This window comes from Streptomyces sp. NPDC005141, from assembly GCF_053599975.1.
In genome coordinates this window covers 1-21,390 of sequence record NZ_JBSFYW010000043.1, presented here as the reverse complement: position 1 = coordinate 21,390, position 21,390 = coordinate 1, and the positions used below count along the sequence as shown (strand labels likewise).

Sequence of the window (21,390 nt, the reverse complement as noted above, 5' to 3'; positions counted from 1 at the left end):
AGTCGGCCAACCCGACGCGCGGAATCGCGGAGTTCAGCCGGCGCCCGGAATCGCGGAGGTCAGCCGGGGCCCGGAATCCCGGACGTCAATCGGCGGGGGATTCCGGGCTGCCGGCCGACGCGCCGGATCCCGGCCGTCAGTCGACCACCAGCACGAGCTTCCCCGTGGTCCGGCCGGTGTCGCCCAGCGCGTGCGCCTTGGCGGCATCGGCCAGCGGGAAGGTCTCGGCGATCGTGGGGCGCAGCGCGCCCTTCTCGACGAGGTCCGCGACCGCCCTCATTCCGGCCTGGTCGGCATCGACCAGCATCCGCACCGCCCGGACCCCGAGCCGCTCGGCCTCGTCGTAGAACTCGTCGGACCCGACCGGCAGGATCGAGACGACCACGCCGCCAGGGCGCAGCACGCGCAGCGAGCGGACTCCGGTCTCGCCGCCGATCGTGTCCAGCACGACGTCGACGTCACGCACGGTCTCGGCGAAGTCCACGGCGGTGTAGTCGATCGGCTCGTCCACACCGATGGACCGCAGGTAGTCGTGCTTGCCCGCGCTCGCGGTGCCGATCACATACGCGCCGCGCGCCTTCGCGATCTGCACGGCCACGTGACCGACCCCGCCGGCCGCCGCGTGGATCAGCACCCGCTGCCCTGCCCGCACGTCGGCCCGTTCGGTCAGCGCCTGCCACGCGGTCAGGGAGACCAGCGGGAGTGCGGCGGCCTGCGTGTGGTCGATCGCGGAGGGCTTCAGGGTGAAGGCGCGGGCCGGACCGGTCACGTACTCGGCGTGCGAGCCGTGCCCGAAGGGGTAGGGCAGCATGCCGAAGACCTCGTCCCCGGCCTTGACGTGGGCGACGCCGATCCCGGTGGCCTCGACCACGCCGGAGACGTCCCAGCCGAGGACGAAGGGCGGCTCGCCGAGGAACCCGCCCGTCGCGCGGTGCTTCCAGTCGGTGGGGTTGACACCGGCGGCCCGTACCCGGACCAGGATCTCGTTCGGTCGCGGCGCGGGCCGCTCCAGGGTTACTTCCTCGAGGACCTCGGGGCCGCCGAGGACGTTCTGGCCGATGGCTCGCATCGTGTTCACAGTGCTCATGGTGAACCAGCCTGCCGGGGCGCGCCCGATCAGAAAATGGCAGAATTGCCAACCTTCGATAAGATCGTGCCATGCAGCATGTGGAGCGGGTCGTGGTCCTGGCGCTCGACGGCGTCTACCCCTTCGAGCTGGGCATGCCCAGCCGGATCTTCGGCGCGGCGGAGGACCGGTACGAGGTGGTGACCTGCACGGTCGACGGAGGACCGGTCCGCACCGACGCCGACTTCTCCGTCACCGTCGAGCACGGTCCTGAGGTCCTTCGCACGGCGGACACGGTGGTGATCACGGCCGTCACCCCGGCCGCGATCACCACCGGCGTCTCCGACGAGGTCGCCGCCGCCCTCGCGTTCATCCGCCCGGGAACCCGCATCGTCTCCATCTGCACGGGCGCGTTCGTGCTGGCCGCCGCCGGGCTGCTGGACGGGCGCCGGGCGACCACGCACTGGCATGTGGCGGATCTGTTCCGGCGCAGCTTCCCGCGGGTCGACCTGGACCCGGACGTGCTGTTCGTCGACGACGGCGACATCCTCACCTCGGCCGGCGCCGCGTCCGGCATCGACATCTGCCTGCACATCATTCGCCGGGACCACGGCAGCGAACTGGCCAACAGGGTGGCCCGGCGCTGCGTGGTCCCGCCGCTGCGCGAGGGCGGCCAGGCCCAGTACATCGAGCAGCCCGTACCGGAACCGTCGACGGCGAGCACCGCCGCCACCCGCGACTGGGCGCTGACACGACTCGGCGACCCACTGACCCTGACCGATCTCGCCGACCACGCCGGGATGAGCCTGCGCACCTTCGCCCGCCGCTTCGGTGACGAGGTGGGTCTGAGCCCCGGCCGCTGGCTCATCCAGCAGCGGGTCGCCCGGGCCCGTCATCTGCTGGAGGCCAGCGATCTGTCCGTGGACCGGATCGCGGGCGAGGTCGGCTTCGCGACGGGTGCCTCGCTGCGCCAGCATCTGCACGCGACGATCGGAGTCTCGCCGCAGGCGTACCGGCGGACGTTCCAGGCCGCTCGCTGACCGCTGAACGTTCGTCCGAACCCGGGCGTCGTAGGAACACGAACGGCGGTCGGATGAACAGGGGTGGGCATGCGCAAGGGGATCGTGGCCGCGGTGGTGCTGCTCGGGCTCGCGGCGGCGGGCTGCGGCGGGGAGGAGCGCGACGGCCTGGTGCTCAAGGGCACCCCGCCCGCCAGTCCGTACGCCGGACGGCTGGACCTGCCGTTCAAGGAGAGCTCGGACGGCGGCCCGCGGGGGGCGAAGAAGACGTCGGGTGCGGCCGGACAGGCGTTGGAGTGCGACGGCGCGATCTACATGGGCGGCGCCGGCGACTCGTGGAGCAAGGGTGACGGTGGTTCGACCCCGGAGGAGGGGCTGAACGCGTACTTCGACATCTACCAGCCCGACGTGCCGGAGGAGGGCTACCGGGTCGAGCGCGAGGAAGGGGACCGCGTCCTGTTCTCGTACGACGTCAAGGGCCGGACCAAGGTCGCCGTCGTCGTCGCCAAGGACCAGCCGGGGCGCCCGGGTTGGGGCCCGGAGACCAGCGCCGCCTGCGACCCCTCGGAGTTCCCGGCGAGCTACACCGAGGCGCGGGGGGACGAGATCTGGACGGACCGGGAGGGCCACCGGGTACCGACCACCGTGGTGACCAGCTCGGTCGGCGCGGAGCACTGCGACTGGCAGAGCGCGCACTTCCTCGACCTCGGCCATCGCGGCCGGCTGTATGTGCGCGACCCGCACGGGATCTTCGACGGCGAGACGCTGACCGCCGCCTACGACGGAGACGTCCGCATGCCGGCGAACGCGCGGGACACCAGCTATCACTACCGCGACTGGAACCTCTGGCTGGCGCCGGACAGGTCCACGGCGTACGTCCGCACCTCCGACGGGGTGGAGGCGTGGCCGGCGGCGAAGCAGGGGTTTGCGTGCAGGTGAGAGGTCGGCGCCCACCCCTGCGGGGATTGTTCACCGACCCCGGTGCGGGCCTGACTCGCGACAAGGCCCGGCGGCGGGGCATGGGCAAGCTGCTGGACTGGCTCGAAGGCCAGCCCGGAGAGACTTGGCAGGATCGCTGGTTTGCCAGCGGAGCGGACTGCGCCGGCTTCGAGTGGACCGATTTGCCCCTGCAGGGACGCGGCACCCCCAAGAGCCACTGGCGCGATGAACTGACCATGGGACTTGTGCTCCTGGTCGCCGGGCAGGCGATCCGCCCCAGCTACCCGTGGCTGCTGCGGCAGCGCGTGACGGTGATGCTCACCGAGTCCCGGGCCGCCAGCGACCCCGATGACTTCCAGCGGCTCGAACAGCTGGCTCAGCACGCGACAGCCACAGCGAGGTCCGACGCCCTGAACAAGCTCACCTGGATTGTGATCCGCAAGGGCGGCCTGGTCAGCGACATCACCGTCGGCGACTGCATCGAGCTGACCGCCGCACTGGAGGAACACCACTTCCGGGCCAGTGCGGGCCGGGCCGCTGTTCTATGCCCTGCTCAAGGAGACCGGCGTGCTCCCGCCCAGCGCACCGCTGCGGCTGCGGGCGCTTCGCATCGAGGGCCGCCGCAGCGTCGAGCAGATCGTCGACGGGTACGGCATCGAGTGCCGGGCCGTCCGTGACCTGCTGGTCGAGTACTTCACCGAGCGGGCTCCCGAGCTCGACCACGTCTCGCTGCGTTCCATCGCCCGCAACCTGTGCCGGTTGTTCTGGCGCGACCTGGAGATCCACCATCCGGGCATCGACTCGCTGCGGCTGGCGCCCGAGGTCGCGCAGGCGTGGAAGGAACGCCTGGCCTACATTCGTGACGCTCAGGGCCACCCGGTGCGGCCGTGGGTGAACTTCCGCAGCGAGCTGGTGTTCGTCCGGGCGATCTACCAGGACATCGCCCGCTGGGCAGCCGGCGATCCGGCGCGGTGGGCGCCTTGGGTAGCGCCGTGTCCGATCAAGGCGAACGAGTACGCGACGAAGAAGTCCAGGTCCGGGGTGAAGTCCCGGATGGACCAGCGGACCAGGACCCAGATGCCGCTGCTGCCCGCCCTGCTTCGCGCCGTCGACCGGCAGCGCAAGGACACCATGGCCCGCATCACCGCGGCTCGCGCGACGCCGGCCGGTGAACGGTTCCTCGTTGCCGGGGAGGAGTTCGAGCGCTGCGGGTCCGGGCAGGCCCGCCGCGTCTACGTCACCGAGGTGGCCGCCAGCAGGCGGCGGAACCTGACCCACGAGGAGGAGGCGGCGTTCTGGTCCTGGGCGACGGTGGAGGTGCTGCGGCACACCGGCACCCGGATCGAGGAGATGCTGGAGCTCACCCAACACAGCTCCATCGCCTACACCCTGCCCACCACTGGCGAGGTGGTACCGATGCTGCAGGTCGCCCCGTCCAAGACCGATGCCGAGCGACTGCTGCTGGTCTCTCCGGAGCTGGCGGAGGTGCTGACCGCGGTGATCTACCGGGTCCGGGCCGGGAACGGCGCCCTGCCGCTGGTGTCGGCCTACGACGTGTTCGAGCAGACCTGGAGCCCGCCCAGGCCGTTCCTGTTCCAACGCAGGTACGGCACCGAGGACCGGCCGCTGACCCGTAGCTACATCCGCGAGTGCCTGGTCGCGACCTCGCAGTCCGCCCAGATCACCGTGGCTGGCGACCCGCTCGAATGGCGCCCCCACGACTTCAGAAGGATCTTCGTGACCGACGCCATCCGCTCCGGACTGCCCCCGCACATCGCCGCGAAGATCTGCGGCCACGCCGCTTTGGACACCACCATGGGGTACGCCGCGATCTACCCGCAGGACGTGATCTCCCATCACCGGGCCTTCATCGCCCGCCGCAGAACCGAGCGGCCCAGCGAGGAGTACCGCGAGCTCACCGCCACGGAGTGGGACGAGTTCCTGGCCCACTACGAACTCCGCAAGGTCGCCCTGGGGACCTGCGGCCGCGACTACGCGACCCCGTGCCAGCATGAAAACGCCTGTGTCAGATGCCCCCTACTGCTCGTGGACCCAGCCCAGATGCCACGCCTCCAGGAGATCCACGCTAACCTCGTCGACCGCCTCCAAGAGGCAAAGGACCAGGGCTGGCTCGGCGAGGTTGCCGCCATCGAGACCACCATGGCCGCCGCCGCGCAGAAACCGGAGGCCATGCGCGACCGTGCAGCCCAGCCGTCCACCGTCCACCTCGGCATGCCCGACATCCGCAGCAGCGTTGGTCGCATTACTCCGGAGCTGTGACAGACACTGTCGCCCAAGAAGTCAGCATCGCTGGGAGGGTCGGCCCCTCGCCCTAGACACCCACGTAAAGCCGTCGGTGCCACCATCGGTACGGACTCCCGCTCCAGTCCACCCAGTGGCTTGGATCAGGATCGTGCAGTGTCCTGCTTCGGAATTCCGCATCAAGACCGGCAAGTAGTCGTCGCAATTCGGTGCGTGCCGGAAGCGGGAGCATGCCCACTATGTCCTCCAACGCGTCTCTGACCACTGCGACATCGTCGTACTGGCACCCAGGACAGGCCGGGCACTCCGAGGCAGTCAACCTCAGCTTCCTACCGGGCTGGCGCAAGAAATTCCGGTAGCTGTAGAGGAATTGTGAGGTTCGCCCAGGCTGGACCTCATAGCTGTGAGAGCTATGTTCCACCAAGTGAATCGCGGCACTCGTGTCAGCCGACAGACGGTCGATGGTGGGCAGTTCACGCGCCCACTTGGGCGGTTGGCGCTCGCGCATGGCGCGGATTGCACCCGGGCGCTTACGCGGCATGAGCCTTTCTGGTGATCATCATGGAGGCCATCCTGCCATCAGCGGTACTTGACGCGCCAGAGCCGTGCCTGCAGGCCCCAGACGAGGGCACGACTAGACGGGCTCAGGTGCGCGGCGGCAGTATCTCGATCACGGTGGCCGTGCTGGCTACAGGTCGGGCTTCGTGCATGGTGATGACATCACCGCACTTCAGATGTCTCCACTGTTCGGGGCTCAGGGGAGCCAGCCGAACGTCGGCGGCCTCTCCCGGGCCGAGCTCCTGCGCGTACTCCACCCAGAGCCTTGGCAAGCTCCGCTACGTCGTGGAGCAGACCTTCGCCCTGCTCCACCAGTTCAAGCGACTCGCTGTCCGTTGGGAGCGACGTCTTGAACTGCACGACGCATTCGTCTCGCTGGCATGCGGCCTCATCTGCTGGAGGCTCCTCAAGAGACAGGTAGCGTGATCACCCGAGGGCTTCGCGTACAGGCCAGGCATCGGGCCCGGCCACGTCGGCGGAGTACGGGAAAGGGCGAACCTGTGTCGCAAGACATGGTGCGAGCTAGCGAGCTGTTGACCGAGCACGAGGTCAAACTGCTGACTCGCGCGCTCCTGGCGTGGGGCGGCCCTGCACACTGCAGCGATCAACTTGCCGTCGGCATGGGGTTCGCCGGCGTGCAGGATCTGTTTGACCAGTGCCAAAGGCTCCGGAAGGCTCTTGGCGAAGACGCCCCACTCGGTGCAGCGGACTGGGCTCGGACACTTCTGGCTACAGAGATCGTCTTCGTCAGCGACCTCGCCGGCTCGGGCGTCGAATGGTCAACGACCACGGGGCACGACGATGCGGCGACGATCAGGATGCTGCGGGTGATCCAGCGAAAGCTGGCCCGGACCGTCAGTCCCTACTACGGAAAGCGACCGAGCGAGTAGCGCAGAGGGCCACTCCCGTCAGCTTCCTCGACGCGAAGATCTCTCGACCGCTTCACTTTGGCTGCACCCCGGTCAACGCAGAAGATCGTGTTACGAACTCGTAGGTGGTCCGGGAGATCTTCGGACCACCCTCTAGCGCTTCGCCTTAACTCGATCATTTCAGAGAGGGTGAGTAGCGCCTGTCGGTAGCTCATTGGCATCATCCCGGTCATGAGTCATCCCTGACTCACTAGGCGCGCCGCTTAAGGGGAGGATCTCGCGGGTCATCTACAACTTAGAGATCCGGGCTATCGCCTGGCCCTTTTCTGAACTAATGAACCAATAGGGGAGGTGCTCTTGACGGAGGGATGGATTCACCTGTAAATCTAAAGAAAAGTGAACTGGGGGGAACATGGGTGATGTCGGATTGCAATCCTATCTGCGCAACGCGGCGGAACTCCGGGTGCTCAGTAAGGAGGAGCAGCGAGGCATCGAGACCGCCGCTGGGGAAATTTCAGTACGTCCAGGTGTTGTGGCGTTTATGCCGATCAGTATCGGCCTACTTCGCATTCATGAGCTATACCTCAGGTCGCAAGGTGCACAGCAAGGCTTAGCGCTGAATGAGCCAGTCGACCTCACACTGGATCAGGCGGCTGAGGCATATCTGCGTGCCGCATCGGCAATGCTTGCACAGCTTGCTGTACTGGGGAAAGTTCAACGAGTGGGTCTTGCGGCGAATATCCTCCGCGCCGTCCAGGAGTTGAACAACGCCGCAGGGCTAGAGTTTCTGATTCTTTCTTGTGGCCTCGCGCTGAACGTTGAGGCGTCGGCTGCTTCAGCGGCATCGGACAGTCCGAGCAGTGTCGTCGAGGACGAACCGGCTCCGAGTGTCGATGCTTCGCTGTGGTCGCAGGTGCTCAAGCGCCTTCTGGAAAAGAATCCCGCAATCTGGGACCTTGGTCACGGTGGTCGAGCATCTATAGCGCATCCAGTAGTCTCGCTCGCAGCGAGGAGTCGCTCAGTCTCGGCTAGTGTGCAATTTGTCGAGCAGGTATCGCTTGTCCTCGATCCTGCCACGCTGAGCATTCGGGCCCTGCCTGCTCGTGAAGTAACCGAGCTTGTTTCAACGAGTGTTCTCGGGAATCCGGCTGACTTGCGGATTCAAGTAGGTGCGCTCCAGGAAGTGCAGCTCACCAAAGACTTGTCGGCCGTCATGAACGATCGGTGCGAGGCGATCTGGACACTTGGTGGTGCAATTATCGGAGCGACGGCTGGGGCCGTGATCGGGGGGCTGGTCGGGGGCCCCCTTGGGGCTGGCGCGGGAGCTGTTGCCGGAGCGGACCTCGGAGCCAACATCGGTGAAGCCATAGGTAAACTGGCTTGCAGCGATGGCGTGGGCTGCGGTGGCTCCAGCACTGCGCCCTCTACGCCAAGCGGCTCAGATGGTCCAGGGACGCCGAACGGAGATGGATCTCCTTCCGACTCTGGCAATGGCGACGATGGCAGCTCCGACGGGAACCGCGGAGATGGCGCGGCTACGACAGAACAGACACCAGCACCGGAGTCGCGACCTCCAGATCACGTCATGCTGGTAGAGACCCCGTCATGGTTGGAAGGCGCTGGCGTAACCGCGTTCATGGTGAAGCAAGCCGGAGCTGTGACTCTCTCCGGGCTTCCGCAGTTGGCGGATGACCTTACGCACCTAAGCACTCTTGGTGTACTCGCCACCTTGCCCGAGTTCGCACAACGCGATCTCAAGCTCGACATTGGCCGACTGAATGACATCGCCAAGCAGATCGACCGTTCACAGATTGTTCTTCGGTAGCTGCCTCAAGCTGATAAAGCGCTCGTTGTAAACCGCGGCGCCCTGGCAGGAGCCAGGGCGTTGGCTGCCAGGTGCTGACGCCTCACCGTGGCCGAGGTGCGGCGCCCACCCTAAGCGCCTGGTTGACAGGGCGGATCCGTCGACAGGCAGGGTGTGTCGAAGGTGTGTCGTGAACGGTGAGAGACAACGAGAAAGAGCGGGAGTCAGTGAGACTGACTCCCGCTCTCTCGTCTAGGCATCCGCCCGGCTCAGCGGGTGATTCTTGCTGGCCGTGTGGCGAGTGCCCCCGGCAGGATTCGAACCTGCGCACACGGCTCCGGAGCACAATCAGAGTTGAGCCTGCAAATGGTCCCCGACCAGCGGCGGCTCTCGACCATTGAGCGTCCGCTGGCACGAGCTGTCGGACCGGTAGGGGGGTCTGGTGCAGGGTTGAGTTACAGGTTGGGTCACGCGGCCTGGAGGGCCGGTGTGGTCATGACGGTCTCGACTGGCGGGTACCCCGCAAGGAATCGCTAAGAACCGCTAGTGACCACTAGGCATCTCCAACCTGCGGTTTCGCTAGTTGTCCGATTCTCGCCGTCCATGGCCCGTGTGGATTCCCGATGTCGACCTGTCCGGAGTCCACACGCGTCTTTAGCGGTCGAGCCAGCACGGTTGCAACCCCGGCTCCGGTACCGGGCACTGCACTTGGCTGCCAGCGAAGAGGGCACTCCATCCCAGGCGTTGTGACTCCGGCGTCCCGGGCTTCTTGGAGAGTGCCGATGAGGCGGTCGGGCATCGTCGGCATCCCCGCGGACCAGCAGCCCACGCAACCGCAGCGGAAGATTTCAAGTCCAGTGAGACGGTCGTGACGCTATGAGGTTTGTGGTGCGGGTTCCCTGCGCTTGGCCGGGTCGTTGATCCAGGCCGTCTGGGGTATCTGGGGTGGTCGGGGGCGGCGGCCGAAGCGTTCGGGGTGGCGGGTGTACGCCTCGGTGAGGGTGACGGCTCGCTGGTCGCGGACCTCCTCGGCGGTTCCGAAGTGCACGCTGGCGGGCGTGTGCCAGCCGATCCCCGAATGCCGGTGCTCGTGGTTGTAGTAGGCGATGAACGCGTCGAACCACTCGCGGGCATGGGCCAGCGAATCGAACCGTTCGGGGTAGTCGGACATGTACTTCGTGGTCTTGAAGTGGGCTTCGCTGTAGGGGTTGTCGTTGGAGACCTTCGGCCGCGAGTGCGACCGGGTGACGCCGAGGTCGATCAGCAGCTGCGAGACCTTCTTGGAGGTCATCGAGGTGCCGCGGTCGGCGTGCACGGTCTCGGGCACGATGCCGTTGCGGGTGATGGTCTCGCGGATCAACTCCTCGGCCCGTGCCGCTGATTCGGCCGCTTCGACGGTATGGCCGACGATGTACCGGCTGAAGATGTCGATGATGACGTAGGCGTGATACCAGACGCCCTTGACCGGTCCGGCCGCCTTGGTGATGTCCCAGGTGAAAACCTGTGAGGGCCCGGTGGCGACCAGCTCGGGCACCGCCTTGGCGGGATGGGCGGCCTGCCGTCGACGCTCGCCGGACTGCCCCTTTTCGCGCAGGATCCGGTACATCGTCGAGACGGAGCAGTGATAGCGCCCGGCATCCAGCTCGCGGGCCCAGATCTGCGCGGGCGCCAGCTCGACGTACTCGTCGCCGTTCATCAACTCCAGTACCGCGGCCCGCTCTTCGGCCGTCAGGGCCGACGGCTGCACCTGCGGGGCACGTGCTGTGCGTGGTGGTGCCGGCCGGAGCCGGCGGTAGTGGGTGGCGCGGGAGCGGCCGGTCAGCCGGCAGGCGGCCGTGATGCCCAGCTGGGCCTCGACGCCGGTGAACGCCTCGTCCACGACGGGGTCGGCGGCAGGCTTCAGTCCGCGCTCTCGGAGAGCATGTCCAAGAGCGCGGAAGCTTTTCCCATGACTTCCAGCGCGGCCTTGTTCCGGGCCAGTTCCTTCTGAAGCCGTTCCACCTGGCGGCGCAGCTGCTCGTTCTCCGCCTCGGCGGCCGGCTTCTTCGGCCGGGCCGGGCTGGTGCGCTTGTCGACCAGCTTTTCCAGGGCCCCGGCGTCCCGCGCGGCCCGCCATTCCTTGACATGCGAGTGGTACAGGCGCTCGCGGCGCAGGACCGCGCCCTTCTCGTTCTTCGGCGCGGCGTCGTACTCGGCCACGATCCGCAGCTTGTACTCCGGACTGAAGGAACGGCGCTTCGGCCGGGGGGCCGGGTCGGATCCGGCGGGCTTGGTGCTGGTCATGAGGGGGTGGTTCTCCTGTCGTGCCCTCTCAGGCTAACCCGCCGAAGCGGAACGTCTCACTCAAGGCTGACAGAGAGGGCAGGCAGACAAGGTTCTCCGAATCGCGCGCAATCAATGTTCTCTCCTCGCCTCGGCGCGAGCGTGGGCGCGCCAGCAAGGGCCCACAGGTTATGCCTTCTGATCCGTAGCTCTACAGAGATCGGTCATCAGTGGTCATACAGGCTGCCGGGCGGTGAGAGGGATACCGACGGCCGCGGTCGGTTGCTCTAGTTGCTGTACTTCGCTGCTGTACCGCCACCTCAGGAAGTCCCCTGTGGTGCAGGCAGGCCCGCACGCTGCTACAAACCGCGCAGCGCCTCGTACAGATCGCCGTAGGCTGCCCAACAGTCAATGCTGCCGTCGTCGTACAGGCGGCCCATGTACCAGTCGTCGTCATGGACGGGCTTAACAAGGCACAGGCTGTGGAATCCGAGAACGATCTCTGGGTGCAGCACCTCGTCGGGGGCTCCGGGGCGGGCTACCCACTTCACCGCCCGGTTGCGATTCAGGGCGACAGCCTCTTGGTCCCCGGATACGTCGCGGATCTGCTGAAGAGACCATCCCGAGGGTAGCTGCGCGTCTGCCATCCACGGATGATCTCATCCACCGGGTATGGAGCACCGCTTTAGGAGTTCGATCTACGCCCGACCCTGCGGCTGTCGTCGGCTGGTCCGACGGTCGAGGGGGTGCCGCTGTATGCCGCTATCCGGGCCCGTTGATGTCACCCTTGGATGTCAGGGTCGGTGCAAGCTCCGACCTGGACGAACCGTTGGGCCATGGCCTCGTCGTGCCTGCTGGTTTCACCGTGATTCCACGCTGTTCCTCGCTGGATCTGTGCGCTTGTGGTGCGCGCCTGTCGCCCTGCGAGACTCGGATGGCCGTCACTCTGTTGCGGTAGCAGCCGCCTATAAGGGCTGTCTGCATGGAAGGGCGACAGTGTGGACACCGCGAACTTGATCTTGGACTTCATCGAATCACTGGTTTGGCCGGCCGTCGTCCTGCTCTCGCTGCTGCTGTACCGGAGGGACATTAGTGATGCGATCCGGCGCCTCAAGAGTCTTGCCACGCCAGCAGGGAATGCGGAGTTTGCCGAAGCCGCAGGAGTGCTCCTGGATGAAGCTGCGGCCACGACCAAGACAGTTGTCTCTGCGGGATCGAAACGTGGTGTTCTGCGGCGGTTGGAGCGCGCCGCAGACATCCTCAAGGGAGGCAGGCTGCTTTGGGTTGACGATCACCCCGAGGGCAACGCGTCACTGGTCCAGCTCTTTCGGGCCGCAGGCATGGAAGTAGACACTGCTATTTCGACAGCCGAAGCCCTCTCGCGTCTGCGTATGCGTTCTTACGACGTCATTCTGAGTGACATTGGCCGCCAGGATGATCCCGGTGCCGGAATCAGTATGCTTCGGGATCTCGACGAACTCGGCATTGATACGCCGGTGGTGCTATACACCTTGGGGTTCGACTACCAAAGAGGATTTCCTCGCCGGGCCTTTGCCGTGACGGAGGCTCCCGACGAAGTCGTTCATTACGTGATCGACTTGATAGAGAGAGCCAGAGTCAGTTGAGCCTGTTGAAGAGGTCGATACGCCCGGCAGCAGTCGTGGAGCAGGACTGCAAGAACAATCAGCTAGGGAAGCTGAGGGTCACTTGTGGTCGGTTCGGGTGCTGATCTGACGAACTGTCGTGCTGCAGCCCTGTTGGACTCGGCTGCCGTCACCGTGACTCCCCGCTGTTCCCCGCTCGATCTGGTGCGGTCGTGGTGCGCGCCGTCGTCGACCAGCGCTCGGCGCCGCCTATCGCTTCTGCGCGCGGTAACGCTTCATCAGCGTGGCAATCCGCACTTGGTCCACCTGACCATTGAGCTCGGCCAAGAGATCGTCAGGGCACAACTCGTAGAGATCGCCCCACCATCGACGGCCTCGGTTGTCCCAGATGCGGTAGCCACCCGGCACCCCTCTGGCAACGTAGCGTCTCCTGCTCACTGTCCCCTACTCCCTGCACAGTTCGTACTGTCGTTCCAACCTCGTCCCCGGCCCAGACCATACGGAGGCTGAGGTTGTCCGGCCAGGCAATACGCGGCAGCTGGCCAACACACTTTCCAACTGTGCTGGTGGGCTACGGAGGGAGCGGTGTGCATGGGCGTTCACCTGCGTTCATGGGCGGGTGACGCCGGGACGCCTTCTGCTGACGGACCCGCCTGAACGACGGTGAACGTCGCTGAATGGGACGGAAAGACGGCCTGGCGCGGGGCCAGACCTTCGCCGTCTGGTGCAACCTTCTGATCCGTAGCTCCAGCCAGTTCGGTCAGCGACGGTCATTCCGGTCGCTCGAGGCCTCGGAGGGACGGCAGCCGACAGGGGCGGTCGCTGGGGTTGCGGTACTGCGCTGCTGTGCAGCCCGCTTCGCTGCCGTGTTCCGGGCGTGAGCTTCGCGTCGTAGTCGCCGTTCGTAGTCGGCGATCTGACGGGCCACGGGGACGCCGGTACCAGTTCGGATCAACCGCTCATTGTCGCGATCCACCAAGAAGGGACCGTTGCCTCCCAACCGAGGGCGCTGTCCGCTCTGACCATCCCAGACTGCTCCCCAGTAGAAGATCCACCCGAACGGCAAGGCCTCTACACGCAGGATCTGAAGGTCGTACTCGACGCAGCCTCGCACGCCGTCGATCTCGGCCAGCACCAGTCGGCGCGCGTCCTCCTCGGTCAGCATCGCTCGATGGTGACATGGTGCCTCCACACGCCGGGACGGTTCGCAGGCGCCAGGTACCACCACTCTACGAGCGAGGTTGGGCGACCATCTGCGTGGCCTGCGGATTCCTCACCCTTCGGCAGGCTCCGGCAGGACTCACCCCCACGGCCCCCGATTCCCCCCCCCGTGAGTCCCCGTCCGATCTGGCACGAGAAGTGGCGCGGGCCGAGGGCTGCGCCGTGCCTCTTTGATGCGAACCATGGGCGGGGAGCGCTGAGGTGCACGACGCATCTCGACTGCGGCGAGCCGTCGTTTGCAGTGTTGAGGGGTGCCGGGGCCGGCCGCGGCCGGCCCCGGGGTGTGGTGGTGTCAGACGTCCTTGATGGCAGAGATCTCGAACTCAAGCTTGATCTTCTCGCTCACCAGGACACCGCCGGTCTCCAGCGCGGCATTCCAGACCACGCCGTAGTCCTTGCGGTTGATGGTGACTTCGCCTTCCAGGCCGACGCGCAGGTTGCCGAACGGGTCGGTCGCGCTGCCCTCGTAGGTGAAGGGGATGGTCACCGGCTTGGTGACGCCCTTGACGGTGAGGTCGCCGGTGACGTCGAAGCTTGTGTCGTCGCTGCGGTGGACGGAGGTGGAGACGAAAGTGATCTCCGGGTACTCGTCCATGTTGAGGAAGTCGTTACTGCGCAGGTGCTGGTCGCGGTCGGCGTTGCGGGTGTCCACGCTGGTGGCCTTGATGGTCACCTTGCCCGTCGACTTGGCCGGATCGGCGCCGTCGAACGACGCGCTGCCCTCGAATTCGTTGAACGCGCCGCGGACCTTGGTGACCATCGCGTGCCGGGCCACGAAGCCGATCCGGCTGTGCGCGGGGTCGATGGTGTAGTGGCCACTCAGGGGGGCCAGGTCGGTCGGGAACGTGGTCATGGAAGCTCCGGAGTTGACTCAGCGTGAATGGTACATCACGTATATAGCAAACATATCGGCCATTCCATGCATGGGCGCCTTGAGGGTGGCGGACCCGGGGTCCCGTTGTGCCGTTGTGCGACGCCGCACCCCCGGGTCCGGAGTCCTGCCGGGACTGCCGCTCTCAGAGGTCCCAGGACCCCTTGGGCCCGGGTGTCGGCGGGGACGAGCGGGCAGCCCTGCCGTCTGCCCGCCCGTCTCTCAGGCTGGCAGGCGCGGCACGCTGTCGATCAGGCGGCGGGTGTACGGGTGTTCCGGGGCGCCCAGCACCTGGTGGGTTTCGCCCTGTTCGACCAGGCGGCCACGTTCCAGTACGGCCGTGCGTTCGCACAGGGAGGCGACGACCGACAGGTCGTGGGAGACCATCACGAGGGTCAGCTGCCGCTCCTCTTTGAGCTCGGCGAGCAGGTCGACGACCTTGACCCGGGTGGTGACGTCGAGGGCGCTGACGGGTTCGTCGGCGAGTAGCACGCGCGGGTCGCAGACGATGGCGCGGGCGATGGCGATGCGCTGGCGCTGGCCCCCGGAGAATTCGTGGGGGTAGCGGGTGGCGGCGTCGGTGGGGAGGCCGACCCGTTCCAGCGCCGCGGCCACCTTCGGCGCGGCCGTCGCCCGGGTGTCGAGGCCGAGGGAGCGCAGCGGTTCCGCGACGATCGCGGCCACGCGCCGGCGCGGGTCGAGGGAGGAGTACGGGTCCTGGAACACGCACTGGACGCCGCGCCGGAAGCGGCGCATCTGCTGACGGTCGCGCGGGGACAGCGTCTCGCCGTCGAAGCGGACGGTGCCGGCCGTGGGGCGGGCGAGTCCCAGCAGCAGGCGCAGGAGGGTGGTCTTGCCGGCACCCGACTCGCCGACGAGCGCGAGGGACTGGCCCTGCTCGACGGCGAGGGACACATCCTGTACGACGTCGGTGGCTGTGCCTCGGTAGCGCACGGCCACGTCTGCCAGTTCCAGCACGGGTGTCATCGTGCGCTCCTCAGGGCCAGGGCGGACTCCAGCTTGCGGGCACCCGCCACGAGCGTCTTGGTGTACGCCGCCTGCGGCGCGCCGACGACGTCCAGGACGGGGCCTTCCTCGACGGCCCGGCCGTCCTTCATGACCAGGGCACGGTCGGTCACCTTGGCGATGACGGCCAGGTCGTGGCTGACGAACAGCACAGCCATCTCCCGTTCGCGCACGAGGGTGTCGAGGAGTTCCAGCATCTCGGCCTGCACGGACACGTCGAGCGCGGTGGTGGGTTCGTCGGCGATGAGCAGGCGCGGCTCGCAGGCGAGGGCCATGGCGAGGGCGACGCGCTGGCGCTGGCCGCCGGAGATCTCGTGCGGGAAGGCGCGGGCGATGCGCTCGGGTTCGGGCAGCCGAACCCTGAGGAGTGCTTCGGTGACAGCGGTGCGCAGGCTCTTGCCCTTGAGGCCGGTGCGGCGGGCCAGGGGCTCGGCGATCTGGCGGCCCACCCGCATCAGCGGGTCGAGGGCGGTCAGGGGCTCCTGGAAGACCACGGCCGCGTCCCGTCCCCGGACCGCGACGAGCCGCTTCTCCGGGGCACCGACGATCTGCGTGCCGGCCAGTTCCACGCTGCCGGTCGCGGTCATGCCGTCCGGCAGCAGTCCCATTACGGCGAGCGTGGTCAGAGACTTCCCGGAACCGGACTCGCCGATCAGGCCGAGCCGTTCGCCACTGTCGACGGTGAAGGAGAGGTCGTCGACCAGGGTGCGCCCGTCGCCGGTGCGCACGGTAAGGCCGCGTACGTCGAGGAGGGTCATGTCCGCCTCCGGCGGGTCGCCGGGTCGAGGGTGTCGCGCAGGCCGTCGGCGATGAGGTTGACCCCGACGACGAGCACGACCAGCAGGATGCCGGGGGCGAGCGCGCCGGCGGGGGCGGTGGTGAAGGTGGCCTGGGCCTCCTGGAGCATGCGGCCCCAGGAGGCGTTGGGCGGGGGCGCGCCGAGGCCGAGGTAGGACAGGCCGGCCTCGGCGAGCACGGCGAGGCCGAACTGGAGGGCCAGGTTGACGATGAGGGTGGGCCAGATGTTCGGCAGGACGTGTCCGGCGACGGTCCGCGGCCAGGAGGTGCCTGAGGTGCGGGCGGCGGTGACGTAGTCCTGGGACAGGACCCGCTTGGCGAGGATCCGTACCAGGCGGGCGACGATCGCGCTCTGGGCGAGGCCGATCGCGAGGACCGCGGAGCCGAGGGTGGCCGAGCGGGCGGCGACGACGAGCATCGCCAGCAGCAGGGTCGGGAACGCGATGAGGATGTCGAGGAACGCAGCGAGGGTGTCGTCGAGCCAGCCCTGCGCGAACGCGGCGAGCGTACCGAGGGTGACGCCGACGAGCGCGGCGATCAGAACCGAGCCGAGACCGGCCTCGATGGCGATACGGGAGCCCGTCATCAGCTGGGTGAACAGGTCCCGGCCCAGTTTGTCGGTGCCGAGCAGGTGTCCGTCGCCGGGCCCCGCGAGCCGGCCGCCGGAGGTGTCGTCGGTGCCGTAGGGCAGCCAGACGAGCGAGACGACGGCGAGCAGGGCGATCAGCGCGGTCAGTGTGCAGCCGGCCAGCAGGGTGACGGAGCGCGGGCCGCGGGCCGCCGCCGGTTCGCGCAGGACGTCCGTGTAGGTCACCGGGTACCTCCTGAGAGACGGCCGCGCAGCCGCGGGTCGATGGTCCGCTGGACCAGGTCGGCGGCGAAGCCGATGACCAGGACGGCGAGCGTGGACACGAACAGGACGCCCTGGATCACCGGGTAGTCGTGCTGGGCGATGCCGGTGGCGAGCAGTGAGCCGAGGCCGGGCAGCGCGTACACCGACTCGACGACGACGGCACCGAGCAGCGTGGAGGCGAGCTCGATGCCGAGGACGGAGATCACCGGTACGGAGGCGTTACGCAGCCCGTGCCGCCACATGGCCCGGGGGAAGGAGGCGCCCAGGGCGCGCGCGGTGCGCAGGTGGTCGCTGCCCAGCACGTCGAGGGCGGCGGAGCGGACGTAACGGATGAGCGATGCGCTCATCACGAGGGCGATGGTGACGACCGGCAGGACGAGGGAGCGTACGGCGTCCGCGGGCGCGGACCAGCCGTCCAGCGGGAAGCCGCCGGAGGGAAGCCAGCCCGCGTTCAGCGAGAACACGGCGATGAGGATCATGCCGAGCCAGAACACCGGTATGGCGATGCCCAGTTGGGAGACTCCGCTGAGCAGGGCGCCGTACCAGGTGTGGCGCTTGTACGCGGCCACGAAGCCGACGGGTACGGCGACGACGACGGCCAGAACGAACGCGGCCAGCGTCAGCGGGACGGTGACGTTCAGGCGGGCACTGACCTCGGGTCCGACCGGCAGCGAGCTGACGAAGGACGTGCCGAGGTCGCCGCTCGCCAGCTGCCCGAGCCAGTGGGTGAACTGCTCGGGCAGCGGCCGGTCGGAGCCGATGGAGTGGCGGGCCGCGGCGATCTGCTGCGGGCTCGCGCCCACCGAGGTGAGCGCGTTGGCCGGGTCGCCCGGGAGCAGGCGCAGCAGGATGAACAGCACCACGCTCGCCAGGGCCAGCGAGACCAGGAGGAAGGCGAAGCGGCGCAGGAGATAGCGCCCCATCAGCCCTGCTTCTTGATGTCGTAGGCGTAGAACTGGGAGTTGAGGCCGTTGAGCGGGTAGCCGGAGAGCTTGCTGCTCGCGACGACGATCTGCGGGTACAGGTACAGCCAGTCGCTGGCCGCGTCCTCGGCGGTCTGGCGGTTGACCTTCTTCAGCAGCTCGGTCTGCTCGGCGGTGGTGGAGGCCTCCTCGGCCTGCTTCACCCACTGGGTGACCTGCTTGTTGTCGTAGCCCCAGTAGAAGTCGGGGTTGCCATACCAGACGAGGTCGCGGTCGTTGACGTGCTCCTGGAGCGTGGCCGTGAAGTCGTGGTTCTTGTAGACCTTCGTGTACCACTCGTCCGGCGTGATCGTGTTGATCTTGACAGTGATGCCGACCTGCGCGAGCTGCGACTTGATGAAGGTCGCTGCGGTGGGGTGCGGGTCGTAGTTCGGGGTGTCGAGGGTGAAGGAGAAGCCCTTGGCGTAACCGGCCTCGGCGAGCAGCTTCTTGGCCTTGGTGACGTCGTGGGCGTTGACCTTGGTGAGGTCCTCGTACCAGGGGTCGGTGGGCGGCACCATCGAGCCGATGGGCTTGCCGTAGCCGCCCCAGACGGACTCCAGGAGCTTCTTGTCGTCGATGGCGGCGGAGACGGCCTGGCGGACCTTGACGTCGGTGAACGGCTTGGCCTTGTCGTTGAAGGCCAGCAGCAGCTTGGTGGTGGAGTCGCCGTCGTTGACCTTGTAGTTCTGGTTGCTCTTGAACTGCTCCAAGGCGTCGGGCGACTGCTCGCTGGTGACCACGTCGACGGCGTTGGTCAGCAGCGCGTTGTTCAGTGCGGTGGCGTCCTTGTAGTAGTGGAGGACGACTTGCTTGTTCGCGGCGGCGTCACCCCAGTAGCCGGCGAAGCGGTCCAGGCTCAGCGCGGAGCCGCGGGTCCACTTGGCGAGGGTGTAGGGGCCGGTGCCGTCCTCGCCCGTCTTCAGGTCCTTCGCCTCGGAGTTGATGATCCAGACGTAGGAGAGGTTGTAGACGAAGGAGATCGACTTCTGGGACAGCGTGATCTTGACGGTGTGCGCGTCCGGGGTGGCGATGTCCTTGATGACCTCGAGGTTGCTCTTGCGGGCGGACTGCGAGTCCTTCGCGAGGACCTTCTGAAGGCTGTACTTGACGTCGGCGCTGGTGAGTTCCTTGCCGCTGTGGAACTTCACCCCGCTGCGCAGCGTGAAGGTGTAGGTGAGGCCGTCCGCACCGGCCTGGTAGTCCTGGGCGAGGAGCTTGTCGACCTTGCCGTCGTCGGTGAGCTTGAACAGGCCCTCGTACACGTTGCCGTTGAGGGCCTCGGTGACGCCCTGGCCGCCGCCGGCGGTGTTGTCGAGGTTCTGCGGCTCGTACAGAGAGCCGATGTTGACGGTGGCGTTCTTGTCCCAGCCGCCGGCCGAAGCGGTCTTCGCGCCGGAGCCGCCACAGGCGGAGAGCGCGACGGCGAGGCCGGCGGTGGTGGCGGTGACGTAGAGGGTCGACTTGTTGAGTCTCATGGTTCAGGGCGCTTTCGTGCGGAATGAAAGGGAGAGGTCTGCGGATCGGTCAGTGCTGTGCGAGGAAGCCGTCGCGGAAGACGGGGCGCTTCTCGCCGGCCTCGACCGGCAGGTGGAAGCGGTTCTGCCGCGGCGGCATCGGACAGTTGTACTGATCGGAGAATCCGCAGGGCGGCACGAAGGCCCGGTTGAAGTCCAGGACGACGCGGTTGTCGTCGTCGGTGCGCCGGACGAAAAGGAAGCGGCCGGCGCCGTAGGTGGTGTCCCCGTTGGTGGGGTCGCCGAAGACGAGCAGCAGGGTGCCGTCGTCGTCGAAGGCGCTGAGGGTGTACTCGCGGCCGTCGACGGTGAGCGTGATGTCCCCCGGCACCACGAGATCGCGGGTGCCGCCGTTGTCCCGGAGGTGCTCGAAGGCGATGCGGCGGGCGCCGGGCACGGGTTGGTAGGCGGCTTCCAGGACCCAGGCCGGGTCGTACGGGAATGCCTCGACGCTCTCGAAGTGGCGGATGGCGGGCGCGTCCGCGTCCCAGAAACGCAGGCCGTGCTCGGGTGCGCCGGTGACCAGGTCGGTGCGCCGCAGCGTGGTGACGGTCACGGTGTCCGGCTGTCCGGCGCGAGCCGCGTCGACGTCGGGCTCCTCGCCGGCCGGCAGCCAGCGGGTCTCCACGAGGGCGAGGTTTCCGGTCGGCGCGAGGAGCGTGCGATGACGCTCGGCACGCCAGGCGTTCCACTCCTCCCCGGGGCCGGCGGGGGTCGGGGAGGCGTAGGACAGGGACACGGCGGACTCACTCGGCTAGAAGGGCACTGCCATCACGGTTCGTAATTCGATGGCCAAAGCAAGTTCTTTATCAGCCATAAGCTTGCCTAATGTCAAACCTGCATCTCAATAAGTGAGACGGTCTGTCTCGCCATCGCCATCCAGGACCGATCCGCCGCCTCTACGCACAGTGACTGCCTCGGCCGGCGGGCCTGCCTCATCACCACGGACGCGTCCAACGCCCTAATTGGGTTTCAACAGCTCAGGCCGGTGGCCGTAGCCGGAGTGGGTTGTTCGATTGTGGGACTGGAATGCCTTAACAAAGATCGGTCGTGGAACAGGCCTATCCAACGCCCGGCGACTGGTCCCGTGATCGTGATGGCGGCGGCCGGACGGCTCCCCGGGTGATGCCTCTAAGTCTCCTGGCCGGTGAGGCCTCAGCGAAGAGTGGCGAATCCTGGCGTCTTCGCGGCCGCTGCCACTAATTGGGTTTCAACAGCTCAGGCCGGTGGCCGTAGCCGGAGTGGGTTGTTCGATTGTGGGACTGGAATGCCTTAACAAAGATCGGTCGTGGAACAGGCCTATCCAACGCCCGGCGACTGGTCCCGTGATCGTGATGGCGGCGGCCGGACGGCTCCCCGGGTGATGCCTCTAAGTCTCCTGGCCGGTGAGGCCTCAGCGAAGAGTGGCGAATCCTGGCGTCTTCGCGGCCGCTGCCACTACAGGTCCTCCACCATCGATTCTGGTCGTGGTGCGAGCCCGTCGCGCGGTGACCTCTTGAACTGCCCGAGCCCTCAAGCCCTGGCCAAGAGCGAGGCCCGCGCGGTGCGCTGGTGCCGCGAACGGCTTGTGAGATGTCGGACCGATGAGTCCTGCAATTAGGTCGCCGCGTGGCCCGCATGTGCTCGTGACCAGCACAAACAGCACCACGAGGGGGAGGAACCAGACCGTGATCTACTGCGGTATCGACTGGGCCGAACACCATCACGACGTCGCCCTGGTCGACGACACCGGCCAGCTGGTGGCCAAGCTTCGCATCCA

Annotated in this window: 20 protein-coding genes; 7 read left to right on the top strand and 13 right to left on the bottom strand. The window is 67.2% G+C overall.

Annotation, left to right across the window (positions count from 1 at the left end; genetic code table 11):
- Nucleotides 1-136 precede the first annotated feature (136 nt).
- Complete coding sequence (locus ACWD68_RS28465; protein WP_451809312.1) at nt 137-1,087, bottom strand: NADP-dependent oxidoreductase; 951 nt, start codon at nt 1,085-1,087, stop codon at nt 137-139.
- 71 nt (nt 1,088-1,158) lie between these two features.
- On the opposite strand from ACWD68_RS28465, the gene ACWD68_RS28460 reads away from it, so the two are divergent.
- From ACWD68_RS28460 to ACWD68_RS28435, 6 genes are all read left to right on the top strand, one after another.
- Nucleotides 1,159-2,106, top strand: coding sequence for a GlxA family transcriptional regulator (locus tag ACWD68_RS28460; RefSeq protein ID WP_451809311.1), 948 nt, complete (start codon nt 1,159-1,161; stop codon nt 2,104-2,106).
- Between the two features lie 69 nt (nt 2,107-2,175).
- Nucleotides 2,176-3,024 (top strand): hypothetical protein, encoded by an 849-nt coding sequence (locus ACWD68_RS28455; RefSeq protein WP_451809310.1) that lies wholly within the window; start codon nt 2,176-2,178, stop codon nt 3,022-3,024.
- Nucleotides 3,025-3,104: 80 nt separating this feature from the next.
- On the top strand, nt 3,105-3,701 hold the full coding sequence (locus ACWD68_RS28450) for a DNA integrase/recombinase (protein ID WP_451809309.1): 597 nt from the start codon (nt 3,105-3,107) through the stop codon (nt 3,699-3,701).
- The gene (locus tag ACWD68_RS28445; protein ID WP_451809308.1) at nt 3,592-5,304 is read left to right on the top strand and encodes a tyrosine-type recombinase/integrase; all 1,713 of its coding nucleotides are present in this window, start codon (nt 3,592-3,594) and stop codon (nt 5,302-5,304) included. The genes ACWD68_RS28450 and ACWD68_RS28445 overlap by 110 nt, the downstream gene beginning before the upstream one ends.
- Before the next feature lie 1,040 nt (nt 5,305-6,344).
- Nucleotides 6,345-6,734: a hypothetical protein gene (locus ACWD68_RS28440; protein ID WP_451809307.1), complete on the top strand. Its 390-nt coding sequence runs from the start codon at nt 6,345-6,347 to the stop codon at nt 6,732-6,734.
- A gap of 391 nt (nt 6,735-7,125) precedes the next feature.
- On the top strand, nt 7,126-8,538 hold the full coding sequence (locus ACWD68_RS28435) for a hypothetical protein (RefSeq protein WP_451809306.1): 1,413 nt from the start codon (nt 7,126-7,128) through the stop codon (nt 8,536-8,538).
- A gap of 853 nt (nt 8,539-9,391) precedes the next feature.
- Here ACWD68_RS28435 and ACWD68_RS28430 read toward each other — a convergent pair.
- From ACWD68_RS28430 to ACWD68_RS28420, 3 genes are all read right to left on the bottom strand, one after another.
- Nucleotides 9,392-10,396 (bottom strand): IS3 family transposase, encoded by a 1,005-nt coding sequence (locus ACWD68_RS28430; RefSeq protein WP_451809305.1) that lies wholly within the window; start codon nt 10,394-10,396, stop codon nt 9,392-9,394.
- Between the two features lie 20 nt (nt 10,397-10,416).
- Nucleotides 10,417-10,800 (bottom strand): hypothetical protein, encoded by a 384-nt coding sequence (locus tag ACWD68_RS28425; protein ID WP_451809304.1) that lies wholly within the window; start codon nt 10,798-10,800, stop codon nt 10,417-10,419.
- A 338-nt stretch (nt 10,801-11,138) separates the two neighbouring features.
- Nucleotides 11,139-11,426, bottom strand: a complete 288-nt coding sequence (locus ACWD68_RS28420; RefSeq protein WP_451809303.1) for a hypothetical protein — start codon at nt 11,424-11,426, stop codon at nt 11,139-11,141.
- Nucleotides 11,427-11,777: 351 nt separating this feature from the next.
- Between ACWD68_RS28420 and ACWD68_RS28415 the strand changes: the two genes are divergently transcribed.
- Nucleotides 11,778-12,404: a response regulator gene (locus ACWD68_RS28415; protein ID WP_451809302.1), complete on the top strand. Its 627-nt coding sequence runs from the start codon at nt 11,778-11,780 to the stop codon at nt 12,402-12,404.
- Between the two features lie 228 nt (nt 12,405-12,632).
- On the opposite strand, the gene ACWD68_RS28410 is transcribed toward ACWD68_RS28415, so the two are convergent.
- From ACWD68_RS28410 to ACWD68_RS28370, 9 genes are all read right to left on the bottom strand, one after another.
- Nucleotides 12,633-12,821 (bottom strand): hypothetical protein, encoded by a 189-nt coding sequence (locus tag ACWD68_RS28410; RefSeq protein ID WP_451809301.1) that lies wholly within the window; start codon nt 12,819-12,821, stop codon nt 12,633-12,635.
- Between the two features lie 322 nt (nt 12,822-13,143).
- Nucleotides 13,144-13,548 (bottom strand): hypothetical protein, encoded by a 405-nt coding sequence (locus ACWD68_RS28405; RefSeq protein WP_451809300.1) that lies wholly within the window; start codon nt 13,546-13,548, stop codon nt 13,144-13,146.
- Nucleotides 13,549-13,896: 348 nt separating this feature from the next.
- Nucleotides 13,897-14,457 carry a YceI family protein gene (locus ACWD68_RS28400; RefSeq protein WP_451809299.1) on the bottom strand — a complete coding sequence of 187 codons (561 nt, stop codon included), beginning with the start codon at nt 14,455-14,457 and terminating at the stop codon, nt 13,897-13,899.
- 240 nt (nt 14,458-14,697) lie between these two features.
- Entirely contained in the window at nt 14,698-15,462 is a 765-nt protein-coding gene (locus ACWD68_RS28395; protein ID WP_451809298.1) for an ABC transporter ATP-binding protein, read from the bottom strand.
- Nucleotides 15,459-16,259, bottom strand: a complete 801-nt coding sequence (locus ACWD68_RS28390) for an ATP-binding cassette domain-containing protein (protein ID WP_451809297.1) — start codon at nt 16,257-16,259, stop codon at nt 15,459-15,461. Before ACWD68_RS28390 ends, ACWD68_RS28395 begins: the two co-directional genes overlap by 4 nt.
- A complete protein-coding gene (locus ACWD68_RS28385; protein WP_451809296.1) occupies nt 16,256-17,113 on the bottom strand; it encodes an ABC transporter permease in 858 nt (285 codons plus the stop codon). The genes ACWD68_RS28390 and ACWD68_RS28385 overlap by 4 nt, the downstream gene beginning before the upstream one ends.
- On the bottom strand, nt 17,110-18,075 hold the full coding sequence (locus tag ACWD68_RS28380; protein ID WP_451809295.1) for an ABC transporter permease: 966 nt from the start codon (nt 18,073-18,075) through the stop codon (nt 17,110-17,112). The genes ACWD68_RS28385 and ACWD68_RS28380 overlap by 4 nt, the downstream gene beginning before the upstream one ends.
- Nucleotides 18,075-19,592, bottom strand: coding sequence for an ABC transporter substrate-binding protein (locus ACWD68_RS28375; RefSeq protein ID WP_451809294.1), 1,518 nt, complete (start codon nt 19,590-19,592; stop codon nt 18,075-18,077). The genes ACWD68_RS28380 and ACWD68_RS28375 overlap by 1 nt, the downstream gene beginning before the upstream one ends.
- Before the next feature lie 49 nt (nt 19,593-19,641).
- On the bottom strand, nt 19,642-20,370 hold the full coding sequence (locus tag ACWD68_RS28370; protein WP_451809293.1) for a DUF1684 domain-containing protein: 729 nt from the start codon (nt 20,368-20,370) through the stop codon (nt 19,642-19,644).
- Nucleotides 20,371-21,390 lie beyond the last annotated feature (1,020 nt).

Excerpts from the sequence above, each read along its gene's own strand:
- ACWD68_RS28455 (WP_451809310.1), top strand. The coding sequence starts at position 2,176 with ATGCGCAAGGGGATCGTGGCCGCGGTGGTGCTGCTCGGGCTCGCGGCG.
- ACWD68_RS28450 (WP_451809309.1), top strand. The coding sequence starts at position 3,105 with ATGGGCAAGCTGCTGGACTGGCTCGAAGGCCAGCCCGGAGAGACTTGG.
- ACWD68_RS28435 (WP_451809306.1), top strand. The coding sequence starts at position 7,126 with ATGGGTGATGTCGGATTGCAATCCTATCTGCGCAACGCGGCGGAACTC.
- ACWD68_RS28380 (WP_451809295.1), bottom strand. The coding sequence starts at position 18,075 with ATGGGGCGCTATCTCCTGCGCCGCTTCGCCTTCCTCCTGGTCTCGCTG.
- ACWD68_RS28400 (WP_451809299.1), bottom strand. The coding sequence starts at position 14,457 with ATGACCACGTTCCCGACCGACCTGGCCCCCCTGAGTGGCCACTACACC.
- ACWD68_RS28460 (WP_451809311.1), top strand. The coding sequence starts at position 1,159 with ATGCAGCATGTGGAGCGGGTCGTGGTCCTGGCGCTCGACGGCGTCTAC.
- ACWD68_RS28425 (WP_451809304.1), bottom strand. The coding sequence starts at position 10,800 with ATGACCAGCACCAAGCCCGCCGGATCCGACCCGGCCCCCCGGCCGAAG.
- ACWD68_RS28465 (WP_451809312.1), bottom strand. The coding sequence starts at position 1,087 with ATGAGCACTGTGAACACGATGCGAGCCATCGGCCAGAACGTCCTCGGC.
- ACWD68_RS28390 (WP_451809297.1), bottom strand. The coding sequence starts at position 16,259 with ATGACCCTCCTCGACGTACGCGGCCTTACCGTGCGCACCGGCGACGGG.
- ACWD68_RS28395 (WP_451809298.1), bottom strand. The coding sequence starts at position 15,462 with ATGACACCCGTGCTGGAACTGGCAGACGTGGCCGTGCGCTACCGAGGC.
- ACWD68_RS28375 (WP_451809294.1), bottom strand. The coding sequence starts at position 19,592 with ATGAGACTCAACAAGTCGACCCTCTACGTCACCGCCACCACCGCCGGC.
- ACWD68_RS28405 (WP_451809300.1), bottom strand. The coding sequence starts at position 13,548 with ATGCTGACCGAGGAGGACGCGCGCCGACTGGTGCTGGCCGAGATCGAC.
- ACWD68_RS28420 (WP_451809303.1), bottom strand. The coding sequence starts at position 11,426 with ATGGCAGACGCGCAGCTACCCTCGGGATGGTCTCTTCAGCAGATCCGC.